We start from the raw sequence: 24398 nt of genomic DNA on the forward strand, positions 1-24398 counted from the left end.
TGGCATTCCTCTCCAAAAAGCGGGGCTTTAGAGGGGACTGCCACTTTTTTCTGTGATATAATTTTCGTATAAAAATCTAATCCCCTATAAAGGAGATGTGACATGGCCCAACAGGTTAGCGAATTTTTTGAAGACTTTGGATATATAGGGATGTTCATTCATTCTTTTATTGATGCAATTATTTTCCCTATTCCTGCATTTTTCACTCAAGTTTCTCTCAGTATGTTAGATCCTCAATCAGGTATTTGGCTAGCAACTGTAGGTTATATTGCCTGCTTATTGGGTACACCTGTTGGTTATGTAATTGGAAAAAAACTTGGCGAACCAGTATTAAATAAGTTTCTAAAACCAAAGTGGGTTGAAAAAGCAACCGAATCCTTTACTAGAAATGGAGAAGCAGCAATTCTAATCGGTGCATTTACACCAATCCCTTTTAAAGTTTTCACTATTCTTTCTGGATGTTTTCATTATTCTATCTGGAAATTAATTGGATATGCAGCAATCGGACGAGCTGTTAAATTTTATGTGGTTGGGGTAGCTTTTTATTTATTCGGGCAAGCGTCCGAGGAGTTTGTCACAGAATATCTTACATATTTCATGGCTGCAATTGCGGTTATACTTATTGGCTTATTTTATTTCAAAAAGAAGCTTGATAAAAAGAAAAAGCAACAACCAGAAAGCCAAGAAAATTTCGTTGGATAAGAAGGCAGAATCTCTATTTCTTGCCTTCTTATTTTATTTGAATTATTACTTATCCTTAACTGATTTGATTAAGCTAAATATCTGACTGGTTACAAATTGTAAATTTGAATACGTGGTTGCAGTATCCATCGCCTCTTCAATAGACATGGGTTGATTCACAATTGAAAAACAAGCAGTTAGCCCATTATCCTTAATTGGATGGTCTTCTTGCTTGATTGCACCTACAATTGCAATGACTGGAATATTTAAGGATGAAGCTATCTGTGCAATACCACTAGGAGCTTTTCCCATGGATGTCTGGCTGTCTAGCATTCCCTCTCCCGTTATAACCATATCTACTCCTTGTATCTTTTTTTCCAAATCAATTACATTCAACATCAAGTCTATACCAGACTGTAATTTTCCGTTTAAGAAACCAGAAAAAGCAGCACCGAGTCCTCCTGCCGCTCCAGCACCTTCTATATTATGTATATCTACTTTCAAATCACGGGACACAATGGAAGCATAATGACGCAAACCAGCATCTAATTGTTTGACCATCTCCGGAGTAGCACCTTTTTGGGGACCATAAATATATGCAGCACCATCATTTCCATAGAGCGGGTTCCTTACATCACATGCCACATGAAAGGTACATTCCCTTAAGAGTGGATGAACATTTTCGGAATCAATTTGTTCAATTGATGCGAGCACTCGACCGCCAAATGATACCTCTTTCCCATGATGATCTAGAAATCGAAAACCAAGTGCTTGAAGCATTCCAACACCAGCATCATTAGTTGAACTTCCCCCTAGACCAATAATAAATTCCCGATATCCATTCTCCATTGCATCGATAATTAGTTCACCAACGCCGTATGTCGTGGTGACCATAGGATTTAATTCACCTTGAGATAATAACGGAAGTCCACATGCCGCAGCAACCTCAATAAAGGCAGTGTTACCATCTTTAGAAGTTCCATATGAAGCTTTAACCTTATCTCCTAGTGGTCCAATTACTTCCTTCTCTAGGATTCGGCCTCCAGTAGCATGGACAAGTGCCTCTACCGTACCTTCACCACCATCCGCCAGTGGGGTGATGAGTATATTTGCATTTGGATAAGCGTCTCTTATCCCGTAGGCAATAGCTTCACTACCATGAACAGATGATATGCTACCTTTAAATGAGTCGATGGCAATTAGTACTTTCATTAAACAGCACTCCTAATTATTTTAGGTACAAAGTATTTTCCTTTATTCCATAATATTACATTAGGAACGATGTAAAAAGTATAAATTGACTTATTTCCCATTAATATTCCTTATGTACTTGTCTTGAGTGAATGGAATAATATAATACATCTGCCTCTTTATCCCATTCAACTGAGACTTGTATTTCTGCTCCTTTACTATTTCTCACTACAAAACTAGGGTGACCATGTTCTCCTGCATTTTTTAAACCCTCTTCAAATAAATTTGTCACATCCTCACCTAATAACTCATTTAATTGATGAATGGTTTGTTCGTGGTTAAGATGATTCAATTGATTATCTCCTTCCATTATGTAATAAGTAATCTTATTAAATCCTACTATATTAATTGGGACTAGTTTCACACTAGTCCCAAATCGCTTACTTCTCTTCTTTTAATTCTTCTTCTGCAAGTTGTTCAAACGATTTTACTTTTCCATGTGGATTATTAGCGTTTTTACGAGCTCTCTTTTGCCTTTCCTTTTCTCTATTTGAGCGGGTCATAGTTGTTTATCTCCTTTATCTCAGCTATCTCTGATTATTAGCTCTGGCTTTCTTTGCTTTTTCTTTATGTGCTTGGTTTGCTTTTGCACTGCCAAATTCCTTTGAAAACTCTGTATCCTGTTTAGCAGAATCAAAACCTTTTTTATTCTTTTGATCTGGGTCATTTTTCTTGTTTCTTTTTGCCATAGCTTTCCCTCCTTTTTTCTTTAGTATGGAATAGGAGTTGTTAACTATGCTAATTTTCGAAGTAAAAAAAGGCGATAAAATCATCGCCTCTTAAAACCTATTACTCCCCTAATATCTCTCGTGTCTTATTTAGTATTTCTTCATCCTTTAACCTGAATTTAAACTCTACACGACGCGAAGCATCTGCACTATATTCCCCATTTTCACCAGTACGAAAGTCAGTATAAGATTTGCTATTGACTGTTAATTTCTCCTCTAAATGTTCTTGGATATTTTTATATGGAAAGTCATCCCCTAGAATGTAGGAAGCAACACTGTATGCACGATTCTGAGCCAACTCTAGATTATATAAGTACCCACCACTCCTATCTGTATGCCCTTCTATGATAATTTCGGCTACATATTCTTCATAGCCACTCGCAAGAAGTACATCTAAATATTTAGGGACAAATTCATCTAAGAAATGATAGGATTCAGGCTTTAAATTGGCCTGGTCAAACTCGAATAATATGTCTGTTTCAAATATGATTGCCCCTGTTTTTTCATCAACAGTAATTCCAGTTCCACTGAATTCTTCTTTTAGGTCATTAACAAGCTGAACACGAACTCCCATAATTTGATCAATCGTTCGCTTCATCTCTTCAATTTGAAATGACTTAATCACCATCATTACAATGAAGATCAAGATGAAGCATAGTAATATTACAGTTAACACATCCGTAAAGGATGGCCAAAAATGTCCCTCATCGCTTTCTCTTTTAAATAGTCTCTGATATTTAGTATCCATTTTGGTTCATCCCTATTCCATTTTGCCTTGATGGCCCTTGGGTACTAACAACACTCAACTGTCTAATAAGTGCTTGCATCTCTCTCCCCAATTCTTGAAGCATTCTCTGAGTATATTGTGCATTACTTTGTTGAATCTGTTCGTTTATTCTACGAATTTCCATGAATTCACGTTTTAAATTTTCATTCGTTTGATCCATTGAACTGGAGATACTTCGAACTACTTGGTCTATTCTGTTTCCAAATGAACCTTCTAAGCTCGTGACATAATTGGACAAGGTATCCTTTAAGATTCCTACACTTGCTTCTATTTGATTTTCCCTGTGATTAAAGCCCTGGTTCATCTGTGATATTTTAGAATCAAGTTCTTGCATTAATTGGCTATTTTTGATGCTAACTTGCTCAAATGTTTTGGTTACATCTCGTAGCTGTCTTTCAAATTGCATAGATTCGGTGGTATGTTCTTTTATGTGGTTACTAAATGTTCGATTAAAATGTTTTAATTCCTCAAAACGGTCTGATAGTAGATGTTTATATTCGTTTTGGGTTTGATTAATAATTTGTAATGCTTCTGGAAGATCCGATATAGTTTCCCCTAGACGGTCAAAATCTCTGGATAATTCACCTAGATAATTGGTAATTCCGCCCATTTTGGATGATAAATCACTACCAAATATATTTTTTAGTTCATTATTATTGTTCTCCATCCTTTTTACTAATTGATTACATTGATTCATAATTTGGCTGAAAGAATCTGAAATACTCTTTTGACCTTGAAGAATCGAGGACGTGAAGGTCTTGAGTTCTGAAACAGAACCCTCGAATCGGTCCAAGGTTTTCTTTTGTGTCTCGGATACTTCTTTTACCTTCTCATATGTTCCTTCCACCGTTTGAACCATTCGTTCATTCTTATCATCCACATTCTTAAAATAAGTGAACAAAGAATCAAAGTTATCATTTAATCGTGACGTGCCCTCTCCAAATCCATTTGTTATCTCTTTCATATCTTGAAATAAGATTTGAAACTCTTTTACATTTTGGGTAAGTCCCTCATTGAATTGAGCTAAGTCTTTGGCAGATTGCTGAAGTCCAGTCGTATATTCCTGGAAACCTTCAAATGCCTTCTCAATGCTCCCTAAGGACCGTTGGTTTGTTTCTTGAAGATTCAAGATTGATTCATTAATTGTTTCTGAAACATGAATTAATCTACTTAAGTTATGCTCTTCGTTTCCTTCTAAATTGGACTCTACTTTTAACATGATATCTGTAAGCATTTGTTCTGTATTTAGTGTCTTTAATAAAATGGTCATAATTAAAGATGACCCCATACCCACAATACTTGTATAAAATGCGACATCAATACCAGTTAGTACCGCTGCGATATTCTCAATTAGTTGATCTCCTGTAGAATTAATACTTCCTAATGAGATGGTTAATCCAATAAAAGTACCCAAAACCCCTATTAAAATAAAAACAGATACGGTCATTTGGATCATTTTAATTAAGTTTATAACGGGGATTCCGAATAGACGCCAACTTGAGAATCTCTCTTGAACAAAAGTTTCAATTGCAACAGGGTCATCCTGTTGCTTCTTTTCATATTGATCTTTAAATGAACTTAGCGGTTCAATATCCAACCTATCTGTATCATGTACGTAATTCCTTACCTTCTTCAACTTGGTATACAACGCGAGATGAGCAAATATAGTGATCACAAACCCCAAAAAGAGCACCATAAAAATAAACTCTATCAACGGACTAGCTAAAACAGCCTCCGCCTTTTCCTCCGATGTAAAAATCTCCAAAATAAACTGCACCACAACCACCGCTCCCAACTATAAAGATTCCATAGTACATCCTATTCAAGAAACAACCAAAACATGCTTATAAGGTGCCTGTCACTCCCCGAACTTTGTAATATACTGTCGAATGAGTCGGAAAAATTACCACAAAAAAAGCCACTATGAATAGTAGCCTTTAAGAAAAAAATATAATTTCTGACTTTATAACATCTGTTAAATGAAGAATTCCATATGAGTAATACGGTAACATTCTTTTATCCATAGGAGATCCAGGATTAATGAGCAGCGTCTTTTTAACATACCTTACCAGAGGGATATGGGAATGCCCGAAAACAATAATATCTACGGATTCCTCCTGAAACGCTTCTAACACGCGTTTTTCCGTAGTCTTTTTTTCACCATGCCCATGAAAGACGCCTATTTTAAATCCATTTATTACAAACATTTCCTTCTCAGGAAAGTATTCTTTAATCTCTTCTGAATCCACATTTCCGTAGACTCCCTTTACCTCAGCAAACTTTGAAAGAGTATGGTAAACATTCATAGAACTCCAATCTCCAGCATGAATGATCAAATCTGCTGTCTTGCATTCCTTTAATAGTTGACCTGGTAGTACCCTTCCCTTCTTTGGTATATGGGTATCTGAGGTTAATACAATTTTCATAGTGAATCAACTAACCTATTTATCAATTCATCTGGAGACATAAGTTTCTGCCCACCGCCCTGTGCAACTACATCACTTCCTCCACCTTTTCCATTAATACATGGTAATACCTGCTTGATCAATTGATTCATACTAACTGAAACATTTTTTCCACGACCACATACCAATTGCAATTTTTCATCTGATTCATTTACCAATAAAACAATCATCATATCTGACTTTGTTGTTATATTTTTGGCTAACTGCTGTAGCTCTGTGATTGGTCGATTTTCAAATACTTCTTTTATTAGCTGGTACTTTTCTATCTCCTTAGCTTTTACAGTAAGAGATTCAGCCTCATATTCAATAAGCTGTTGTTTTAGGGAAGCAATTGTTTTTTCTGCTTCTTTAAAATCCTCTAGAATTCGCTTTGTAGCTCCCACCACCTCTTCTTGAGGAGAGCTTAACAATACAGAAAGATTTTGTATCACTTTATGTTTTTGGTGCAGTTGAGTACGAACCCTTCTACCACAGACAAAATATACACGCACATGACTTTTTTGCTTCTCCCAATGTAGTATTTCGATAGAACCTACTTGTCCTGTTGCTTTTGGATGAGTGCCACCACAGCCGTTATAATCAAAGTCTGGAATAATGACCAGACGGATATTTTCTGAAACGGATACTTCTTTTCGCAGCTTATAATTAGATAACTCTTCTCGATTAACCCATCTCGTTTCAATAGGGCGGTTCTCAATGATAATAATATTCGCTACCTTCTCCACTTCATATGCTACTTCTTCTGTAAGATTATCTACAGCGATATCTATTGAACATAGTTCTTTTCCCAAATGAAAACTAACTGTTTTATAACCATATTCTTCTTCAAAAGCAGCAGACAGAATATGTTGACCGGCGTGTTGTTGCATATGGTCCATCCGTCTTTCCCAATGGATTATACCTATGCACTCTGAACCGACTTCCATAGATTCCGAAATATAATGCCTAATCTCCCCATCAATCTCTTCTACATCCATAACTTCTACTTCATTTAACGTCCCGGTATCATGAGGTTGACCGCCACCAGTAGGATAGAAGGCTGTTTGATCCAAGACAACATAGAACCTTCCTTTTTCATCTTTTTCGGATTTACGAATATGTGCTGTAAATCGCCCCAGATATTGGTCTTGATAATATAACTTTTCCGTTACCATATACACACCTTCTAATTAAACTTTTTTGATTTCTATTATAAATATACATTCCAGTCATCACGAATAAAAGTTTCGACACTTCCTGTTTCGATTAATCTGATTACATGAAAAAAGTAACCCTATTGAAGCTCGGTTACTTATTTCAAAACTAATATTAAACATTCTTACTTATATTCACTTGATGAGGGTACGGAATATCAATACCATTCTGTTGTAGAGCCTCTTTAATTGCTTGCCTTAAATTACGCTCTACAGCCCATTGTTCGCCATTTTTTGTTTTTCCAATTACACGAAGTACAATTTCAGATGTCCCAAAGGCTTGTACTCCAATTACGTTTGGACCTTCTACAATATTCTCATCCTCAGTAGCAATTTGTTCACATACTTGCTGTAAGATTTGAGTAGCTGTATCAATATCCGTGTCATAGGAAATTCCAATATCAACAAGTGCTCGCATATTTCCCCGGGAATGATTGCTTACATTAGTGATTTCACGGTTCGGAACAAAATGTAGTGTCCCATCAAAGCCCCTTAATTTTGTAGTACGTAATCCGACTTCTTCAACCACACCATCTTTACCAGCAACTGTAACATAGTCACCAACATCAATCTGCTGTTCTAATAGTATAAAAAATCCTGTAACAACATCACTTACTAAACCCTGGGCACCAAACCCTATGGCGAGACCAACAATCCCTGCACCAGCTAATAATGTTGTAATGTCAAAGTGAAAAATAGAAAATACAAACCCAACAAAAATAAACAACAAGAAATAAGCTAAAATATTTTTAGCTATAGATTCAAGGGTTTTTGCCCTTCCAGTCGACATCTCATTTTTCTTCCGATTAAAAATTCTTTCAATAGCCCTGTTTCCTATTGACTTAACAATAAAATAGACAATAACAATTGCTATTAATTTTAAGGCGATAATTCCTATCTCCATTAGTAATTCTGCCCAATCAATTCTTTCTAACCAATCTACCATCTAAGCACCTCTAATACTAGAATCTAGTAGTCTAAATTTAATTGTAAGTAGCTACTATTATAAGCATTACCCAAAATCTATTAATCTAAAACAAATCTTTTGTCAGAAAAAGTCATGATCCAGGCACTCTTTAGTAAAGTGCCGGGATGCCTGGATATTATTAGATTTTTGGATAGTATTGTTGATACGTTGGATTTGTGTAATATGGCGGTCTTTGCCCAATCTTGGGTAGCTTAAACTTGTGATTCCCATAAGTGACCGTTACCTTTTTATCAGATTGATTGATTAATAACAGCTTTATTTCAGGATTGTAATAATAGTCCATTTGATTAACCTCCTTTAATTCCCTGTCATAGTGTATTCTTTTCTCCTAGTAAATGGGACTGTTAATATGATTAGTTAACTAGGCACAAGATCTCTCTAAAACGAATAAAGTATCATTGTAATGAGGAGAGGAGGATTATTATTCATGTCTAAAGGTAATCCCAACCCACATGAGTATCCGATGTATCCAAACTATGGAAAGATAACTAAATATCAAGAGGTCCCTATCACGGTCCCAGAGCAGAGGCAATATCGACAACCAGGTGTTGAAGGCAAAATGGTTCCAAGACCAATTATTGAAAATCCAAATTATCAGGGTACTGGAAAATTAAAAGATAAAGTAACATTAATATCTGGTGGTGATAGTGGTATAGGCGCAGCAGTAGCTATTGCATTTGCCAAGGAAGGTGCAGATGTTGCTATCGCATATTTAGATGAACATGATGATGCAAATCGAACCAAGACTAGAATTGAAGAAATTGGTAGGCGATGTTTACTATTACCTGGAGATCTTCGTGAAAAGAAACAATGTGTAGATATTGTTAAGAAGACTATGGAAACCTACGGGGATATACACATACTCTGTAATCATGTTGGGATTCAGTTCCAACAGAAAGACTTACTAGATATTACAGATGAACAATTTGATGATACATTTAAAGTTAATGTATATTCTCATTTTTATACAACACGGGAAGCACTAAAATACATGAAACAAGGAAGTTCCATTATCAACACGACCTCTGTTGTTACTTTTGCTGGAAATGATCAATTAATTGATTATACAGCAACAAAAGGAGCAAATGTAGGATTCACAAGAGCACTTGCAAGAAATTTAGCTGGAAGAGGGATACGTGTAAATGCAGTAGCGCCGGGTAGAATCTGGACACCTTTAATCCCAGCCAGTTTTTCGGCTGATCAGGTCACACAAGTGGATAATCTAATGGATCGCCAAGGCCAACCATTTGAATTGGCACCTACTTTTGTTTATCTAGCTTCTGATGATTCACGATTTGTTACTGGGCAGGTTTTACATGTTAATGGAGGGGAGGTATTTGGTTAACCGGTGCCCAAACTACACCGGTTAACTTCACACTTTTATTCAGCTATCTCAGTTTGCTTCCAGTAATTATTAATAGTTTCCACTAAATCATCCATCGAGCAATCAAGAATTTTAACTGGGATATTCACTTGGGTATCTAATAACCCTTTATTCATTTGATTTAACATTTTCTTAAATGAGCTAGACCTGTCAACTATTAAATCAGGGTCAACAGTGTATATGCCCAAAAATGTCTGCCCACTAAAGCTTACAAAATCAATATTAGCAATCTCATCCCATCTTACAAGCCCTGCTCCAATATAGGTTGATTGATCTGTAATTCCTTCCTGATTAACAATAAGGGCGGGTTTACGTCTAAACGTATTTATTACATAATACACGAAACATAAGCCGAAAAAAGTAAATCCTAAAGCTCCTATAATTATAAGTCCTAAGCTATCATTACCACTATCCGTTAATCCACCCATCAATAGAAGTCCACTTACGGCAACAAATATGAAACAAAGAATTCCATATAAAATCTGCTTTCCCCTCTTAGCATAAATAACGATTTCATTCATATACATTCTCCTTTCCCATCATTAAGTATATCCTTAGCACTATAGCGAACAAGGGTAAAAAGTCCTTTTGTAATTCAGGACTAAAGTTTGAAATTGTTACAATTAAAGAAAGTGACCAAAACAGAATTCTTAGCTAACCTAACAAAAATTCATTAAGTATTCTACGATGACTTCCTACCATTTTTTCTGGCAGTTCACTTGGGTTAAAAAATTCAAACGTAATAGATTCTGATTCATCAATAATCAAATCACCTGTATATTCATCCGTTTGATAAGCAACCGTCACAACATAAAACTGATCACCATTTTCAGCCACAACCATATCCTTTCCAGAATGGACATTAATTAACTGTAGCCTACCTAAGGATAGTCCTGTTTCCTCATATACTTCTCTTCTTGCTACATCTTCTGTTGACTCCCCGAGCTCCATGAGTCCACCTGGAATTCCCCAAACACCATTAGGATATTTTCTCTGCTGCAAGAGAATCCTACCTTTATTATCTGTAATGACAACAACGGCACCTACAAATATAAGTGGTCTATGACCAACTAACTCTCTTAAATCTTCTATGTACCCCATGACACTTCCCCCTATTTTTCTATTGCCTTCCTAACTGCCCAAACCTGATGTTTATAGAAAAAAAGCCTTTCCATATCATCTATATGAACCCATTCCATCATGTGGTCCTCTTCAGTTGGATTTTGTACCTTTTCCCCAAGTTCTATTAAATAGAAATATCCATCACTTAAAATATACTCACCTTTACTTGAGGTAAAGTAATCCTTTGCTGTACCAATGTATGAACCAACGGTAACAGAATAACCTGTCTCTTCCAGTAACTCACGCCTGATACAGGATTCATCACTTTCATTTCCTTCCACTCCGCCCCCAGGTAGAAAATGAATTCCTCTTCCGTTATGAACAGTTAGCACTCTATCATTTGTAGAGTTTAAGGCTATAGCATATACACCTTTTCTTAATAGGTATACATGCTCTTTAACTGGTTGTCCAAATGTGGGCTTCATATTAACCAACTCCCCTGTATATTTAACTTAATTATAAGCTAAATACAAAAAGAAACGCCAAAATTTGACGTTTCTTCCCTAATTTTACATTTTATTGTTCACTTCTTCATATTTAGTACTTCACCAGTCATTGCATTAACATCTACTTCTGCTTTACCATTGCATGTTATTAACTCTAGCTCATATACATAAAGTCCATCATTTTTATCAAGTTCCATTTCTATTACTATTCCCTCAATTACACTCTCCGCTATGTCAATTGCTTGAAGTTCAGAGATTATTTTTTCTGCTACAGCATTTTCCATCTCTGTTTCCTCCACATCATCTTTACTAAATTTATCTTTTATGGATAATACCTTACCTTTATTTGCATCTAAGTGGATTTCATATTCTAATCGGTTAATTTCTACATAAAATATGTTTTTGCCTATGCCATTACTATAAACATTCTTTCTAATAAAACAATAATAACTTCATTAGAATTTGATTAGAAAAAAACCTAAAAATAAATATCCCTCACTACTTTTATAGTGAGGGATACATTTTCTATTACTTTTTACCATCATTTAGTTCCATAGCTTCTTCTGGACTGGACATGATTGTTGAATTTTTATATTTCAATCCAACGTCACGGTCTGACTCAACTCGTCTACTTTGTTTTAACTTTTTTTCCTGACGATCTTTACCCATCTAAGCACCTCCTACTAGTAAGATGCTTTGTTTAGGATGAATTATTCTCTTAACATATCCAAATGCAAATCATATTTATGATCTAAAAGATTATCTAGTAAATGACAAATCAATAACTGTGGCCAAGCTTACATTCCCAAATAATTCAAGATTGCATCACGCAAAAATTCGGTACCACCATCAACTTCTTTGTCATAATAAGCCTTAAATCGTTCGTCCGCTACATACATTTCAGCAAGACCTGCATGTGCTTCTTTCGAATAACTGGTCCACGAATACATAAGCCATTCTTTGTGCTTTTCGGCAAGCTGCTTTGCTTCGGGCGAGGTTGGATCTCCGGTAGCATATGCTTTTTCTAATAGCTCAAAAACTTCTTCCCCCAGTTTGGTCATGGCAGCATACTCTTCTTGAGACATCCCTCTTAATTTTGCATTACTTGCATCAACGGTATCGTCACCGTATTTTTCACGTATTTCTTTCCCATATTGCTTTTCGTTATCTTCAATTAGTTTTTCCTTAAATCCCTCAAATTTTTCATTATCTTGCATTGGTACTCCTCCTTCAATACTGGCAATCGTCTTTTCTACTGTTGCCATAATTTTGTCAAGACGGGCTCTTTTTTCCTTGAGCTTGTCAAAGTGACCTCTTAATGCTTCACGACGTTCAAAACCTGGTTGGTTAATGATTTCCATGATATCTTCTAGACTGACATCCAACTCTCTATAGAATAAGATTTGCTGAAGTTGGTCTACTTCCTTTTGCCCATAAATTCGATAACCTGACGAATTAATTCGAGCCGGCTTTAATAATCCGATTTGGTCGTAATACCGGAGCGTGCGGCCGCTTACTCCAGACATACGGGCTAATTTCTGCACGGTATATTCCATCGTTCACCCTCCTGACAATATTAATCATAAACCTTTACGCAACGTAAAGGTCAAGAAGAAATTATAAAAATAATGAAAAAGGTGCACCATCTATGGTGCACCTTATGATTCCTCCACTAGTTTGGGTTTACCTGCATTTACTAATACCTTACTGCCAATCAAAAAGAAGCCAGCTATAAACATAAGTACTCCAGAACCGATTAGTAACCATTCAATAGCTAAAACATCAGCAATCGGACCAAAAATCAGCATACCTAATGGCATCATGGATGTAGATATCATACCCACAACGCCAAAGACTCTACCTAGATACTCTGGTTCTACTTTTTCTTGAAGTAAGGTTGTTGCTGGTGTACTGAATATCGGCATGGTAACACCTGTTATGGCCATGAGCACTAAATAAATAGTAAAGCTAGGGATTATTCCTAATCCCAATGTTAGTATCGCAAATAAGAAACTACCTAAAGCCATAGTATGAATCTTATTCTTATACCCGCCCCAAGATGCAATAACAACGCCACCTATCATCATTCCAATGGAAAAGGCAACCTCAATTGCGGTTAATCGCCAGACATCATCACCAAAACTACGCGTTACTTGTAACGGAGTTAAGAAGGACGGAACCGCCGCAAGGATGAAGAATAGAGCAAAGAAAAGGAAGAATTTCTTTAAGAATTCATGATTATTAATATAAATAAATCCTTTCTTTAAGTCTGCGAAGTAACTAACCTGTTCACTCTCAGTTGCCTTCTTATGTGCTGGTATATGAAGCATAGTTAAAAATATAGTGATTGCTATAGCAGCTGTTATGACATCAATGAAAAAGATAATTTCAATAGATGCTAGACCCAGCAAAGCCCCGCTTGCCATTGGCGCTAAAAGCATAACTAAAGCTTGAATACTCCCATTTGCGCCATTCACCTTAGTAAGCTTATCCTCCGGGACAAATTGTGGCAAAATTGCTCCAACTGCTGGAGTTTGTATTCCTGTACCTAAGGCTCTTACTGCAGCAATTAAAAACATCAGCCACAGTGATTCATAGCCCATCATAAAAAAGATGGCTAAAATTAATGTTACAAAAGCTATAGATGCATCTGAAATAATTATTAGCTTCTTGCGATCATAACGATCTGCCCACACACCTGCAAATGGCGAAAGGATAAAAGTAGGAATAAATCCACACAAAATATAGATCGTCATCATTATTCCAGACTGTGTATTTAATACTACATACCACATAATCGCATATTGAACTAAAGATGATCCAAATAGCGAAATAGATTGACTTCCAAGAAAAAGAATACTGTTTCTTTTCCATTGCTGCATGATTGACTCACTCGTATTTCCCATTATGTCACGCCCTATTATATTTTCTCCTATTAATTTATACACTAAAATTAATTTAAACACAATCACTTCGGATATTTTGTAAGTTTGTTCTCAATCTTCCACAAATCGTTCCTTAAATGAGAAAGAATCGCATTGGTGGTTCAATGCGATTCAGGTACTAAACTATAATAATTATTTATTTGGCCAATTCTTCTAGTTGCTTATTTAGCTCATCTAGTCTCTCTTCCTTCTCATCAGATTCCATAGTTTCATCCGATTCTATCATTTCAATGAGCTTTTCTAGACTACTCACTTGAATGGATAAGTCTTCTAATTCTTCCCCTAAGATTAAAGCTAATTCAAACTCATTAAGCTCCAAGTAGCTACTTGCTGCTAACCATTTAGCCCTTTCACTATCTTTAATTTGTTCATATAGTCCAATAACACCTTGATAGTCTTTATTTAACCACGCTTGCTCAATAGTAACGTTAGGATCGTCTGTCTGAAAACTTAATAACATATTATGAGCATCAACATTATTCAATGCTACTAATTTAGCAATAACCGCTTTATAGTGTTCCTTATCAAGATCTATTGCTTTCACTAATGAATCAGGGTTATCAGATTCCAGATATAAACTTGTCAATAACTCTTCTCCTTCTTCTGAAAGAGTCTTCATTGATTCAAGAAGTGATATGGCTTCCTCTGTTTCTCCGATAAACGACAATCTATAGGCTTCATTCAATTTTGTAGATTTAGATAACAGATCGTTAAGTTCTTCTTTTTCTTCATTTAATTCGTTTTCTTTTTCCGAGAAGGAAGACTCCTTTTCATTAAATGCTTCTGTAAGAGGAATTATTTGTGTTACATATAAGAAAAGTAAGCCAAATAGAAAACCTAATAACACACCGGACAACAAGGATACATGTTTTCCTCTTTTTTTCACTTTTTCTTTTTTGGGCATTGGAACATTTGAATTACTACTATCCGTTTTTTCTTTATGTACTTCTATTTCACTATTTTGGATAATAAATTCGATTTCTTTTATGGTATGTGCATGATTAAGTTTTGTAATGAATGCCTCATCCCTTGTTTGAAGAGATTGATTTTCTGGTAGGTAAGGAGAATATCCAGTAAATAAATAAACAGCTAGTTCTTTCATTTCTTTTAAAAGTTGTTTCTCATTGAATTCGTTTGGGGGAAGAACATGTCTAATTCCGCGATGTACTAATTTGAAATCTCCTTGTTCATTTACATATACATTCTTAGGATGTAATGTTGTTGTAAATTGAGTTCCTATCAGTTTATTAAGTTTTGACAAATTCCTAATAACTTTAATCTTGAAGTCAGTAGGAGCATTGTCCAGTGTTTGTAAATTTTGAAACATATGATTTCGTTTAAAATATAGCTTAACTGATTTTTCATCCACGATAGCATGTTGGCAAGGAAAGAAAAGTTCATCTGGTCTTTTTAATTCATCCAACTGCTCAGACACTTTTAACTTAGTTTGTTCACTTGGGATTTCGAAAACAACCATTTCTCCATTATCGTGAAACGTATTAAATTCTAGATTATATTCATCTGTCAACATATAGCCCCCTTTGCCCCTATTTAGATCATTAGTAAGGAAATAGCAAATAAAATCACAATAAATAGTGCTGTAATCCCTATGGATATAAGTAGTCTGGGCTTTCGTTTAGCCATTTCATCGTTAGCTCTAAATAATAGCTTTTTTGCTTCCTCAGCATGTTGAATACGTTTATCTGGCTCTAATTCTACTAATTGATTAATGCACTTTTCTAGACTAGAAGGAAGTCTTTTTACGAATTGGGAGATTGGCTTTTGTACGACATAGACATATTTCCCTCCAGATAACATGTAATATAGTAAAGAACCGAGAGAAAATAAATCTGTTCGTTCGTCTGTCTGTTTTTTTTCAAACTGTTCTGGTGCTGCAAAGCCCACTGTTCCAATCTTTACAGTGTCCTCCATTTTTCCACTTTGAAATTTCCTTGATATCCCAAAATCTATTAATCTGATATTACCGTCGTTACCAAGGATAATATTTCCTGGTTTAATATCACGATATATAATTGGTTCTGATCGATGATGGAGATAAGTTAATATGTCACAAAGCTGTATTCCTATATGGATGACTTGATCGATAGAGATTTGGTAATCTTTTGACAACAAATAGTCTGATAAGACCGTACCCTCGGCGTATTCCATGACAAGATAGATATAATCAGATGAAGAAAAGAAATCAATCATTTTCGGTATATTAGGATGATTTAATTGGCTTAGTATGATTGATTCATCAACTAACTTCGAAGCTAATTTGTGACCCTTTTTAACTACTTTAACAGCCCTAAGGCGACCTGTATCATAGATATCCTCAACAAGGTATACATCTGACATACCTCCAGAAGCAATATGTGTCAAAACCTTATACTTTTCTTCTAATATATCTTTCCTATTAATAATGATGCCGTGCTTACTCATCTTATTTCTCCCTGCTGATCGGTTGTCATTAAAATATATGGCATTCGCCAAGCCTCCTGATCAAATACCTTTGTTTCTACTAAATAGGTAGAACTTTATTAAGCTTTCCTATCCATTAGTGAAAGCCACCAAGCTCTTTTATTCCTACTGCTATCTTGATATTGTAGGTCTCTCACAAGCATAAGTGTCACATTATCATGAGCATGAGAAAAGTTTGAAAAATTTATTAGATAATCGCATACAGCTTGATAATTTCCATACTCTTTTTCTAAATTGAGAAGCATATTCTTAATCTCCTCATTCGAGAATAAAGAATAGAAACCATCACTACATAATAAAAACAAATCGTCCGTGCGGTAACTACCTAGTGTTGAATAGGGTTGGATTTCTTCTCCAATCCCCAGACATTGTAAAAGAACATTACGCTTTGGATGATTTCTTGCTTCTTCTCTAGTTAACCTTCCTTCTCTAACTTGCTTTTCTACCCATGAATGATCTTCCGTTAATTGATGAAGTTCGGGCTCTCTTTCTAGAATCTCTGTTTGTTCATGGAATGCATGTTGTGGTATCTGTTGAACAAACTCTTCAATCCTCTGACTTAAATCCTTCATTTGATAAACCCTACTATCCCCAACATGTACAATTCCATAATTCCCGTTATAAAGGACAAGTAATGAAAGTGTAGTTCCCATTTTTTTATCAATATTCTTCCCAGCTTGAATAATAGCTTTATTAATATGTGAGAATAACTTTTGGACTTCCTTCACTATTTGAGTGGTGACGTTTCTTCTCTTTAAAACCTTATCTATACGTCTTTCCCACCACTCCTCAATCGCACTAATAGCAAGACGGCTGGCGGTATCACCAACTTGATATCCACCCATGCCGTCTGCTACAACAAATAACGCTATCTCATTATCCTTATTATCCTTGCGAAATCTTATTAAATAGGAATCTTCATTTCTTGTTTTTCGGGTACCTTGGTGTGTCGCTATACCTGTATGCCAATTTATGCTCATTCAGATGAACTCCATTTAAACGTATAATTTGCTTTACCCAATACAAATTCATCATTCTCATTTAACGCATATACTTTATAAGGTACCAATGTTTTTCCATTTAACTTTGTTCCATTTTTCGAACCTAAATCTTTTATCCCATAACTAGTAGAATCAACCCTGATAATCTCTGCATGGATTCTAGAAACACCAGTTGCCTCATCAGTATAATGTACGGAATCTGCATTTCTACCAATTAGGAAATTCCGATTATTAATTACAATGGTTTTGACTTTTCCATCGTCTCCGGTTCGGTGTAGTAATGCTAATACTTCATCTTTCTCTTGAAAATCAAGGTTAGATTCATCTTCTAATAACACGGTGTCATCTGAATCAATCGTTAATAAGGTCGTATCCATAGAAGTAGCTACACTTGGTTCAGGAGAATAAAAGTCTTGGAAACTAGATGATTCGACTCTATTTTGTTGTGTTGGCACTTGATTATATGTTCTTTCCAATGGTTGAGGTGGCGTTTGATTATATACAGTGGGCCTTCCAGCCATATTCGGTTGTTGCGGTAATGATTGTGATTGAGGTGTCTGTTGTCTTTGTATGTTTGTAGTTTTTCCTTCATCCACTTGTTCACCATCAACCGGTATTTCAATAGGAGTTACACCTGGTCGCCAAATTTTAGCGAATACAATCAATCCAACAATGATTAAAACAGATAAACCACCACAAACACCCAGAATAACAGTACTTGGATTCGTGTCATATAATTTCCAAATAAGTGCTAATGCCAATGCTGCACCGGCAAACATATATACTTTTTGCCTAGAAGTCAGTGGTGGTAGTTTCTTTTTAATTTTGTTCTTTGATTTCTTATGACTTCCTGGCACAACATCATCGTAATTTGGCTCTATGGTCTGTTTTCCAGGCTTTTTACCATAATTTTCTTTTAGACCCTGGATATTGCTTGCTGCTTGATCCATAGCCATTCCAGAATTAGGCGTGTTATAAGAATCATGCGATTGGAATTGATTTACATTCGATCGCAATGAGATTAATTCTAGGAATAATTTCTTAAGCCCCGTAAGACTAAAGGAAGCATTTTTAATATAATTTAAGATACTCTTAAACTCATTTCCTTGTAACCCTTCTACCTCACCCGCGATATCGGTTAATAATTGTTTCATTTCTTCAGCTAATGATGTTTTCTTCTTTACATCCTTAATCGGTAAATATACTAATGAAACGTCACTTGCATTTTCGCCCACATAGATTAAGTCTGAACGTAACACAAAGTTATCTTGATTAAGCATATATGAACTACTGTCTTCTAACGCCTTGATAATGGATAAGAACAACTGATAATAATCATTCATATTAGTGCTATTATTTCTGAAAAAGGAGGTAACTTTATTTTTAGAATTAATATTAAAATGTAGTCTAGTTGTTAAATCGATATTTTCAACAGTCATGGACAGTAGATGTGGAATCCGATTTGATTGCATCATTTTCATTTGAACTGAGTTTAAGTTATTGACAGATAATTTCTGTCCATCCTTCTCTTTAAATACGATGGATTGACCATTTTGATGTACGTATTCGAAAGTTAAATTATAGATAGTCCCCATTATTTTATTTTCCTCCTATATTATGAAACTTGTAAGATATGGTTAGCTATACGCATAAAACATATAATAATAGGTGAGTATGACTGCGGGTATCACGGCATACATAAAGGGGAATCGTGTACTTTTAGTTGTTTTAAATTCCTCTAAACTACTAAGGTCCTTTGACAGTATGGAACCTACAAAAGCAAAAAAGGCACTTGTCATTTTCTGTAAAAAGGTTCTAGTGAATAGTAATATAACTATCCCAAGCAAACCAGCAACAATAATGGAATACATCATCATATATAACGCGATCTGTACTCCTACTATCGCTCCAATGCCCGCAAACAACTTCACATCCCCTGCACCTATTGCCTTAAAGACATAAAGGACAAGGAAAATTGCCCCAGCAACCAGTAATCCCAAGAAGGAGAAGATTAACCCATCAATTCCCCCACTAACCATATGAAAAACAATCCCTACTAGCACTCCACCAGCAGTTAACCAATTGGGAATCGTATGAAACCTGATATCATAAATGAGTGCAATAATTAAATAAACAAACAACAAATAATCTTGAACTTGGAGCATCTTTACCCTCCGATCTACAAATGGATCTTAGTAAAAAAACTACGATCCATTCCATACTCTTTCATAAGCAGTCTTTTTCAATACAATTTCCTTCTCCACAAACGGGATAGATAGATCAAACCTATATTCAACATTAATCTCTAGAAAAGCACCGGTACCACCGACTAAACTCGGTATCTCTACATTTGTAACTTTCAAATTGGATTCATCGAAAAAATCCCCCCCGCCGGTAGCCTGCCTAAACTTTTCTTGAATTGTAGGTTCAATAATCTCTTTCAGTCTACTCTCAAATAAACTTTCAATAGAACCTTGTACATCAATGCCTAAAAAATTCAGTCCTTCTTTTACCCAATTGATAGCACCGGATATATCTACTTGATTCTCTTGTTCAATGGTCTGAATCTTGTTATTGATAAAATTTGTTGCACCATCTGTTGTAACCTTTACTGGATAAGCATAAGCTACAACAAGTTCTGTAGTTTCAGAAGCAGCCTTATATAATGCCATATCTGCAACTGAGAGGCGTATAAACATCGTCAAAAATATAATAAAAAACAAGAAAAATGGCAGTATCATTGCCGCTTCTAACGTAATACTCCCATCCTCTTTCCTTAGATGTTTTATGATCATCACCTCTTTCTTATATAAGTAACGTTTGTTAATTATCAATGTCATGTTAATTTTGATTCTTAACCTTCACTCTGTTTCTAGTTCATTTGCCTTAATTGTCCACATTACTTGGTTACTACTTCCCTCAATTACCTTTCCAGGTTTTCAAAACAAGCTTAATCCAGGACGTACCACTAGTGGTATCTTAAACTCTTTAACTAGCCTCTCTTTATATGTAATAGAATGAAATCTATTTGTTCATTAAGTATTCATATGCACCCTATATGTTTGCTAAAAACCTACTTATGTAGTTTTTTATGTTTAGTGTGACTGGGACTGAACTATATTTTATCTAAAAAGATAATAAATAAGTTTTTTATGTCCCAGCCACTATGAACTAGGGTAATTCACCTAACCATTATTGGGCTTCATCAGCTTTAATAGTCCAGATAACCTGGTTACTACTTCCAGCTGCTACGTTACCAGGATCCTTTCTAAAATAGTACTCTTCTGCATCATATACAAATGTAACAATCTGCCCAGACATTTCTTCTCCTGGCCCAATAGTTCCAGACATCTTTTCTAGACTATCGAAATGTTCTGAAGCATCAGAAAATCCACTGCCATCCAGATAATCTGTTACTTCGAGTGAGTATAATAAATCTTCTACTTTTTGTTCTTCCTCACTAGTGTTTTTAACCGTAATGTCCAAACGGATAAATCTATCTAACTCAGAAGCTGCTCCATCAATAGTATCTTCTAATTTTGCTGAAACTAATGTAACCTCGTAAGTTCCTAGAGTTGTATCGAAAGTTCCTGTATCACCGATTGTCAGATCGAGTTGGTCCCCTGCCTCGACATCAAACCCTTTATCTGATGTTTCTTCATCTTCTGTTGCTTCTGATTCATCATCTTGATTAGAATCATTTTCAGTATCTTTATTCTCTAAATTTGATTCCTTAGGATCATTATTATTATCTACTTCATTCTTATCATCATCCCCACAAGCAGCTAAAATAATTGTCATTACAAACATCAACATCATAATCATCATTGTTTTCTTCATATCTTTGCACCTCTATAATTGTAATTTGTTAATATGAATAATTAACTTCTTTCTCTATAAAAAACTCATTGCCTTCTACCCTACCATTAATTACATTAGTAGTTTCAAGTATATCGATAACTTGCGGCAAGAACCATAATTTCACAGTTGATGTGGCTTTTGCAGATACATATGTGGGACTTTCTCTTAAGTCTTTACTAGTTTCTTTGTCTAATACAGCCATTAATCGCTCAAACTTTCCACCTTCTAAGTGTACAAACATAAACAGCCTTAAATGATCCTTGTAATCCATCGTTGGTAATGATCTTCCAGGAAATAATTCAATAGCCCTTCCCCTTGTAATATTTCCCATGTCAGTAGCCGTTCTAGTAAATGCATATCCCAAAGCATAAGCCCAAATAAACGGTCCAAACCCACGAGCTTCTGGCCTCATAAAGCCAGCAGCTAGATTAATAGCAAAGCGTACTGCAAATATTTCAGATAAAGCGGCAAAATAATTCGCCCCATATGATTCTAATCCATAAATGATGTACTCCACTTGATTATTAGCATAGGTGTAAGCGGAACTCCCATTCACTGAGAAATCATGACTCTTAAAACGCAATAGAATGTATTCATTAACATACACTTCGTCCCTCGCTGTTAAAAGCAAATCACCTAAATTTCTAAATATAGCATCAACGAAATTCAATGCTTCATCTGCGGTATCATCACGATTCTCCATAGAAAATTCTCTATTATTTGCTTCAATTGCTTCACCATATTCATTTGCTTTTCCACCAAGTTCTACTAATAATTGTGTATCAGATATCCCATCGGATACCGTATCAATTTGGTTTTGTATATCGTCTAACTGGTTTTTATTATCTTCCATACCTTCATCAGCTTTTTCCTCTTCTTCAGTAATCTTTTCCTCGTTGTCTTTATATTCTTTACGCCCATCAGTTAAGATCGCCAATGCCTCTTCTATCTTACCAAGGCCCTGATTATGATATGTTTTGACATCCTCAACAGCCCCGAGAACATTTATATGATCTGTGTCAAAATCCGATTCTACATATGTTTTAAATAATTTTAACTTATTTAGTAGAGCATTAGATTCAACTCCATTGTTTGTTATTTTTCTTTGAGCCTGCTCCACTTTTTCCTTTAAATTGGTAAACATCTCTTCTGGATATATATAATCATCCAAACTTCCCTCAGTATTCTCATCTACCGTACTTTCTCCTAAGTTTTCACTGATGTTTTTAGCATCGTCATAGTCATTACCTGACTCATGATTATCAAGTGCATATTGCATATCTTCATTTATTCCCTCTGCACCGATAATGAGCTCTAGCGCTTCTTCTAATTTAGGAACAATAGTCTCGGTATCCCCTATAAGACTGTTTAATAGATTAAGTGAGTTTTGTCTAAATTGGGATGTCTTGTTTCTTAAATCTTCAATTTTCTCTTCTATTTCCTTACGTTGCTCTCGATCGAGATCACCATTCAGTTGTCCTTCTAGAGTTTCAATTTCTCTTAAATCTTCTTTATATTTATTGTGGTACTGAAAAATATCATAAGTTACAGAAACATTAGGATAAGTGGAACTGCTAGATTCCGCTTCCACTTTACCCCTCATATTTTCTAATATCTCTTTAGATTCTTTCAGTAATTTTTCGACTTCATCTAACATTTCTTCCCGAGATTTTGCTTTTTCGTTTAACTCTTTAGCAATTTTTGCATAATCGGAAGCTTGCTCTACCTGCTCTGCCACAGATAAGAAATCTTTAATTATCGCTTCCCCAACCTCGACAGGTGCCTTATACTTCATTTCCTCCAATATCTGATACCTTAGAATATCTTGATTAGCCAAACTTCTTTCTAAATGAATATCTAAAGAGATTTCCCCCTCAACCGGTTTAAGACTTAGGAAATCAAAATGATCTCCCTCACCGGTTGAGAGGTTTTTAGCAAATACCTCTTTAAATATTGCCTCTGCCTTACCCTGATCACCCTCAAAACCAAATAGTCCTTTATTTTGTAGGGATGTATTATACGAAGACATCGTTGAGCGCAATGCTGCTTTTGAAGCTTCCTCAGTTTGTCGCTCTGCAATCATAATACGCGCGTAATCAATCAATACAGCATTAAATAATAATAGGAGTAAGGCAATGATAATTAAGTAAATGGAAACTGCCCCATTTTCATTAATTATAAATTTGCTCCATAATTTCTTAAATATTCGTTTCACCTATACCTCCCCCTGCCAATCCAAATAATTAATTACCTGCATCATTCCTATTGAAAAAAGGAATATATTTAGATGCATATTCTTGAAACTTTCCAAAACCATAAAGGATAAAGTCAGTATTTCGAATAATTTCCGTTTGGTCTACAACTGGATGTCTTGCAGTTGCACCAACTTTATTTATCCCAAATATATCAGCAATTACATCAGGGAGAGCAAGGTCTTTATCTAGTGAAACAACGATTTCTTGGACAAATAATCCATTCTCAAAACTGACATTCCCGGCATATTCTCCAACTCGCTGTTTTTTCTTAGTGACAACACCATTGTCACTAAGATTTAAACCAAATTTATTAAAACCGTTGTTTGACGTAATCCTCCAATATAAACCATCCCCATTATTTATTACATAATCCGACTGCCCTAATTCCCCAGTCTGAATATTCATCGTACTGCTTCCCCAAGTCTGTGCCATGCGGGAAGCAATTTGATTTGCTTTATATTGAAGAGTAACTTTTTCATAGATTACTAAACTAAAAAATACAAACAAAAGAACAATAATGAGAAGAATTGGAAAGATTATACTGGCTTCTAATGTGAAGCTACCTTCATTTTCTTTCCTAAATCTATCAATCATTTTTCTCATTCTAATCTTCCTTTATTCTCCGCCTGGGTTAAAACTATCAATATTTGAATTACCAAAGTTTAGTAACTTAGTAATCCAATCCATAATTGTTTTTCTAAATAAAAGAGCAATGGCAACTATGACAGCGATGATTAATAAAATTTCCAACGTTTGTAACCCCTCTTCATCTTTCCAAAACTTTGACATAAAATTCTTTACTTTCTCCAT

29 protein-coding genes are annotated in these 24398 nt (G+C 35.3%); 2 read left to right on the forward strand and 27 right to left on the reverse strand.

What is annotated here, in order from left to right:
* Positions 1-102 precede the first annotated feature (102 nt).
* Positions 103-702, forward strand: coding sequence for a YqaA family protein (locus tag BN999_RS04395; protein ID WP_096270165.1), 600 nt, complete (start codon positions 103-105; stop codon positions 700-702).
* A 45-nt stretch (positions 703-747) separates the two neighbouring features.
* On the opposite strand, the gene BN999_RS04400 is transcribed toward BN999_RS04395, so the two are convergent.
* The 10 genes from BN999_RS04400 to BN999_RS20510 form a co-directional block, all read right to left on the reverse strand.
* Positions 748-1893, reverse strand: coding sequence for a glycerate kinase (locus tag BN999_RS04400; protein WP_096270166.1), 1146 nt, complete (start codon positions 1891-1893; stop codon positions 748-750).
* 100 nt (positions 1894-1993) lie between these two features.
* Positions 1994-2224 (reverse strand): hypothetical protein, encoded by a 231-nt coding sequence (locus BN999_RS04405; protein ID WP_096270167.1) that lies wholly within the window; start codon positions 2222-2224, stop codon positions 1994-1996.
* An 88-nt stretch (positions 2225-2312) separates the two neighbouring features.
* Positions 2313-2435, reverse strand: coding sequence for a DUF6254 family protein (locus BN999_RS20975; protein ID WP_255247396.1), 123 nt, complete (start codon positions 2433-2435; stop codon positions 2313-2315).
* Between the two features lie 24 nt (positions 2436-2459).
* Positions 2460-2621: a hypothetical protein gene (locus tag BN999_RS20505; protein WP_176481870.1), complete on the reverse strand. Its 162-nt coding sequence runs from the start codon at positions 2619-2621 to the stop codon at positions 2460-2462.
* A 100-nt stretch (positions 2622-2721) separates the two neighbouring features.
* Entirely contained in the window at positions 2722-3408 is a 687-nt protein-coding gene (locus BN999_RS04410) for an OmpA family protein (RefSeq protein ID WP_096270168.1), read from the reverse strand.
* A complete protein-coding gene (locus BN999_RS04415) occupies positions 3398-5227 on the reverse strand; it encodes a MotA/TolQ/ExbB proton channel family protein (protein ID WP_096270169.1) in 1830 nt (609 codons plus the stop codon). The genes BN999_RS04410 and BN999_RS04415 overlap by 11 nt, the downstream gene beginning before the upstream one ends.
* A 157-nt stretch (positions 5228-5384) precedes the next feature.
* Positions 5385-5873 (reverse strand): metallophosphoesterase family protein, encoded by a 489-nt coding sequence (locus tag BN999_RS04420; RefSeq protein WP_096270170.1) that lies wholly within the window; start codon positions 5871-5873, stop codon positions 5385-5387.
* Entirely contained in the window at positions 5870-7066 is a 1197-nt protein-coding gene (locus BN999_RS04425; RefSeq protein ID WP_096270171.1) for an alanyl-tRNA editing protein, read from the reverse strand. Before BN999_RS04425 ends, BN999_RS04420 begins: the two co-directional genes overlap by 4 nt.
* Positions 7067-7220: 154 nt before the next feature.
* The gene (locus BN999_RS04430; protein WP_096270172.1) at positions 7221-8051 is read right to left on the reverse strand and encodes a mechanosensitive ion channel family protein; all 831 of its coding nucleotides are present in this window, start codon (positions 8049-8051) and stop codon (positions 7221-7223) included.
* 160 nt (positions 8052-8211) lie between these two features.
* Positions 8212-8376 carry a hypothetical protein gene (locus BN999_RS20510; RefSeq protein ID WP_176481871.1) on the reverse strand — a complete coding sequence of 55 codons (165 nt, stop codon included), beginning with the start codon at positions 8374-8376 and terminating at the stop codon, positions 8212-8214.
* Between the two features lie 144 nt (positions 8377-8520).
* Here BN999_RS20510 and BN999_RS04435 point away from each other — a divergent pair, with 144 nt between their 5' ends.
* Positions 8521-9438 (forward strand): SDR family oxidoreductase, encoded by a 918-nt coding sequence (locus BN999_RS04435; protein WP_096270173.1) that lies wholly within the window; start codon positions 8521-8523, stop codon positions 9436-9438.
* Positions 9439-9473: 35 nt separating this feature from the next.
* Here the strand turns inward: BN999_RS04435 and BN999_RS04440 are convergent, their stop codons facing one another.
* From BN999_RS04440 to BN999_RS04520, 17 genes are all read right to left on the reverse strand, one after another.
* Positions 9474-9998, reverse strand: coding sequence for an STM3941 family protein (locus BN999_RS04440; protein ID WP_096270174.1), 525 nt, complete (start codon positions 9996-9998; stop codon positions 9474-9476).
* 133 nt (positions 9999-10131) lie between these two features.
* On the reverse strand, positions 10132-10578 hold the full coding sequence (locus BN999_RS04445) for an NUDIX hydrolase (protein ID WP_096270175.1): 447 nt from the start codon (positions 10576-10578) through the stop codon (positions 10132-10134).
* Positions 10579-10589: 11 nt separating this feature from the next.
* A complete protein-coding gene (locus BN999_RS04450; RefSeq protein ID WP_096270176.1) occupies positions 10590-11024 on the reverse strand; it encodes an NUDIX domain-containing protein in 435 nt (144 codons plus the stop codon).
* 98 nt (positions 11025-11122) lie between these two features.
* Positions 11123-11329, reverse strand: coding sequence for a PepSY domain-containing protein (locus tag BN999_RS04455; RefSeq protein WP_096270177.1), 207 nt, complete (start codon positions 11327-11329; stop codon positions 11123-11125).
* Between the two features lie 244 nt (positions 11330-11573).
* Positions 11574-11714 (reverse strand): YpzI family protein, encoded by a 141-nt coding sequence (locus BN999_RS04460; RefSeq protein WP_010098795.1) that lies wholly within the window; start codon positions 11712-11714, stop codon positions 11574-11576.
* A gap of 128 nt (positions 11715-11842) precedes the next feature.
* A complete protein-coding gene (locus BN999_RS04465) occupies positions 11843-12601 on the reverse strand; it encodes a MerR family transcriptional regulator (protein WP_096270178.1) in 759 nt (252 codons plus the stop codon).
* Positions 12602-12703: 102 nt separating this feature from the next.
* Positions 12704-13951, reverse strand: coding sequence for an MFS transporter (locus tag BN999_RS04470; RefSeq protein WP_255247397.1), 1248 nt, complete (start codon positions 13949-13951; stop codon positions 12704-12706).
* 175 nt (positions 13952-14126) lie between these two features.
* Entirely contained in the window at positions 14127-15518 is a 1392-nt protein-coding gene (locus BN999_RS04475; RefSeq protein ID WP_217988460.1) for a type VII secretion protein EssB/YukC, read from the reverse strand.
* 23 nt (positions 15519-15541) lie between these two features.
* On the reverse strand, positions 15542-16432 hold the full coding sequence (locus tag BN999_RS04480) for a serine/threonine protein kinase (protein ID WP_096270180.1): 891 nt from the start codon (positions 16430-16432) through the stop codon (positions 15542-15544).
* Between the two features lie 98 nt (positions 16433-16530).
* A complete protein-coding gene (locus BN999_RS04485) occupies positions 16531-17451 on the reverse strand; it encodes a PP2C family protein-serine/threonine phosphatase (protein WP_096270181.1) in 921 nt (306 codons plus the stop codon).
* Positions 17448-19067 (reverse strand): DUF6382 domain-containing protein, encoded by a 1620-nt coding sequence (locus BN999_RS04490; protein ID WP_096270182.1) that lies wholly within the window; start codon positions 19065-19067, stop codon positions 17448-17450. Before BN999_RS04490 ends, BN999_RS04485 begins: the two co-directional genes overlap by 4 nt.
* Before the next feature lie 42 nt (positions 19068-19109).
* Positions 19110-19637, reverse strand: coding sequence for an A24 family peptidase (locus BN999_RS04495; RefSeq protein WP_096270183.1), 528 nt, complete (start codon positions 19635-19637; stop codon positions 19110-19112).
* A 39-nt stretch (positions 19638-19676) separates the two neighbouring features.
* The gene (locus BN999_RS04500) at positions 19677-20312 is read right to left on the reverse strand and encodes a hypothetical protein (RefSeq protein WP_141249039.1); all 636 of its coding nucleotides are present in this window, start codon (positions 20310-20312) and stop codon (positions 19677-19679) included.
* Between the two features lie 352 nt (positions 20313-20664).
* Positions 20665-21312, reverse strand: a complete 648-nt coding sequence (locus BN999_RS04505; RefSeq protein WP_096270185.1) for a DUF4352 domain-containing protein — start codon at positions 21310-21312, stop codon at positions 20665-20667.
* 28 nt (positions 21313-21340) lie between these two features.
* Entirely contained in the window at positions 21341-23548 is a 2208-nt protein-coding gene (locus BN999_RS04510) for a DUF5702 domain-containing protein (RefSeq protein WP_096270186.1), read from the reverse strand.
* A gap of 28 nt (positions 23549-23576) precedes the next feature.
* Positions 23577-24191 (reverse strand): TadE/TadG family type IV pilus assembly protein, encoded by a 615-nt coding sequence (locus BN999_RS04515; RefSeq protein ID WP_096270187.1) that lies wholly within the window; start codon positions 24189-24191, stop codon positions 23577-23579.
* A gap of 12 nt (positions 24192-24203) precedes the next feature.
* Positions 24204-24398, reverse strand: coding sequence for a Flp1 family type IVb pilin (locus BN999_RS04520; protein ID WP_096270188.1), 195 nt, complete (start codon positions 24396-24398; stop codon positions 24204-24206).

This window comes from Paucisalibacillus globulus, from assembly GCF_900184735.1.
Classification (GTDB): domain Bacteria; phylum Bacillota; class Bacilli; order Bacillales; family Amphibacillaceae; genus Ornithinibacillus; species Ornithinibacillus globulus_B.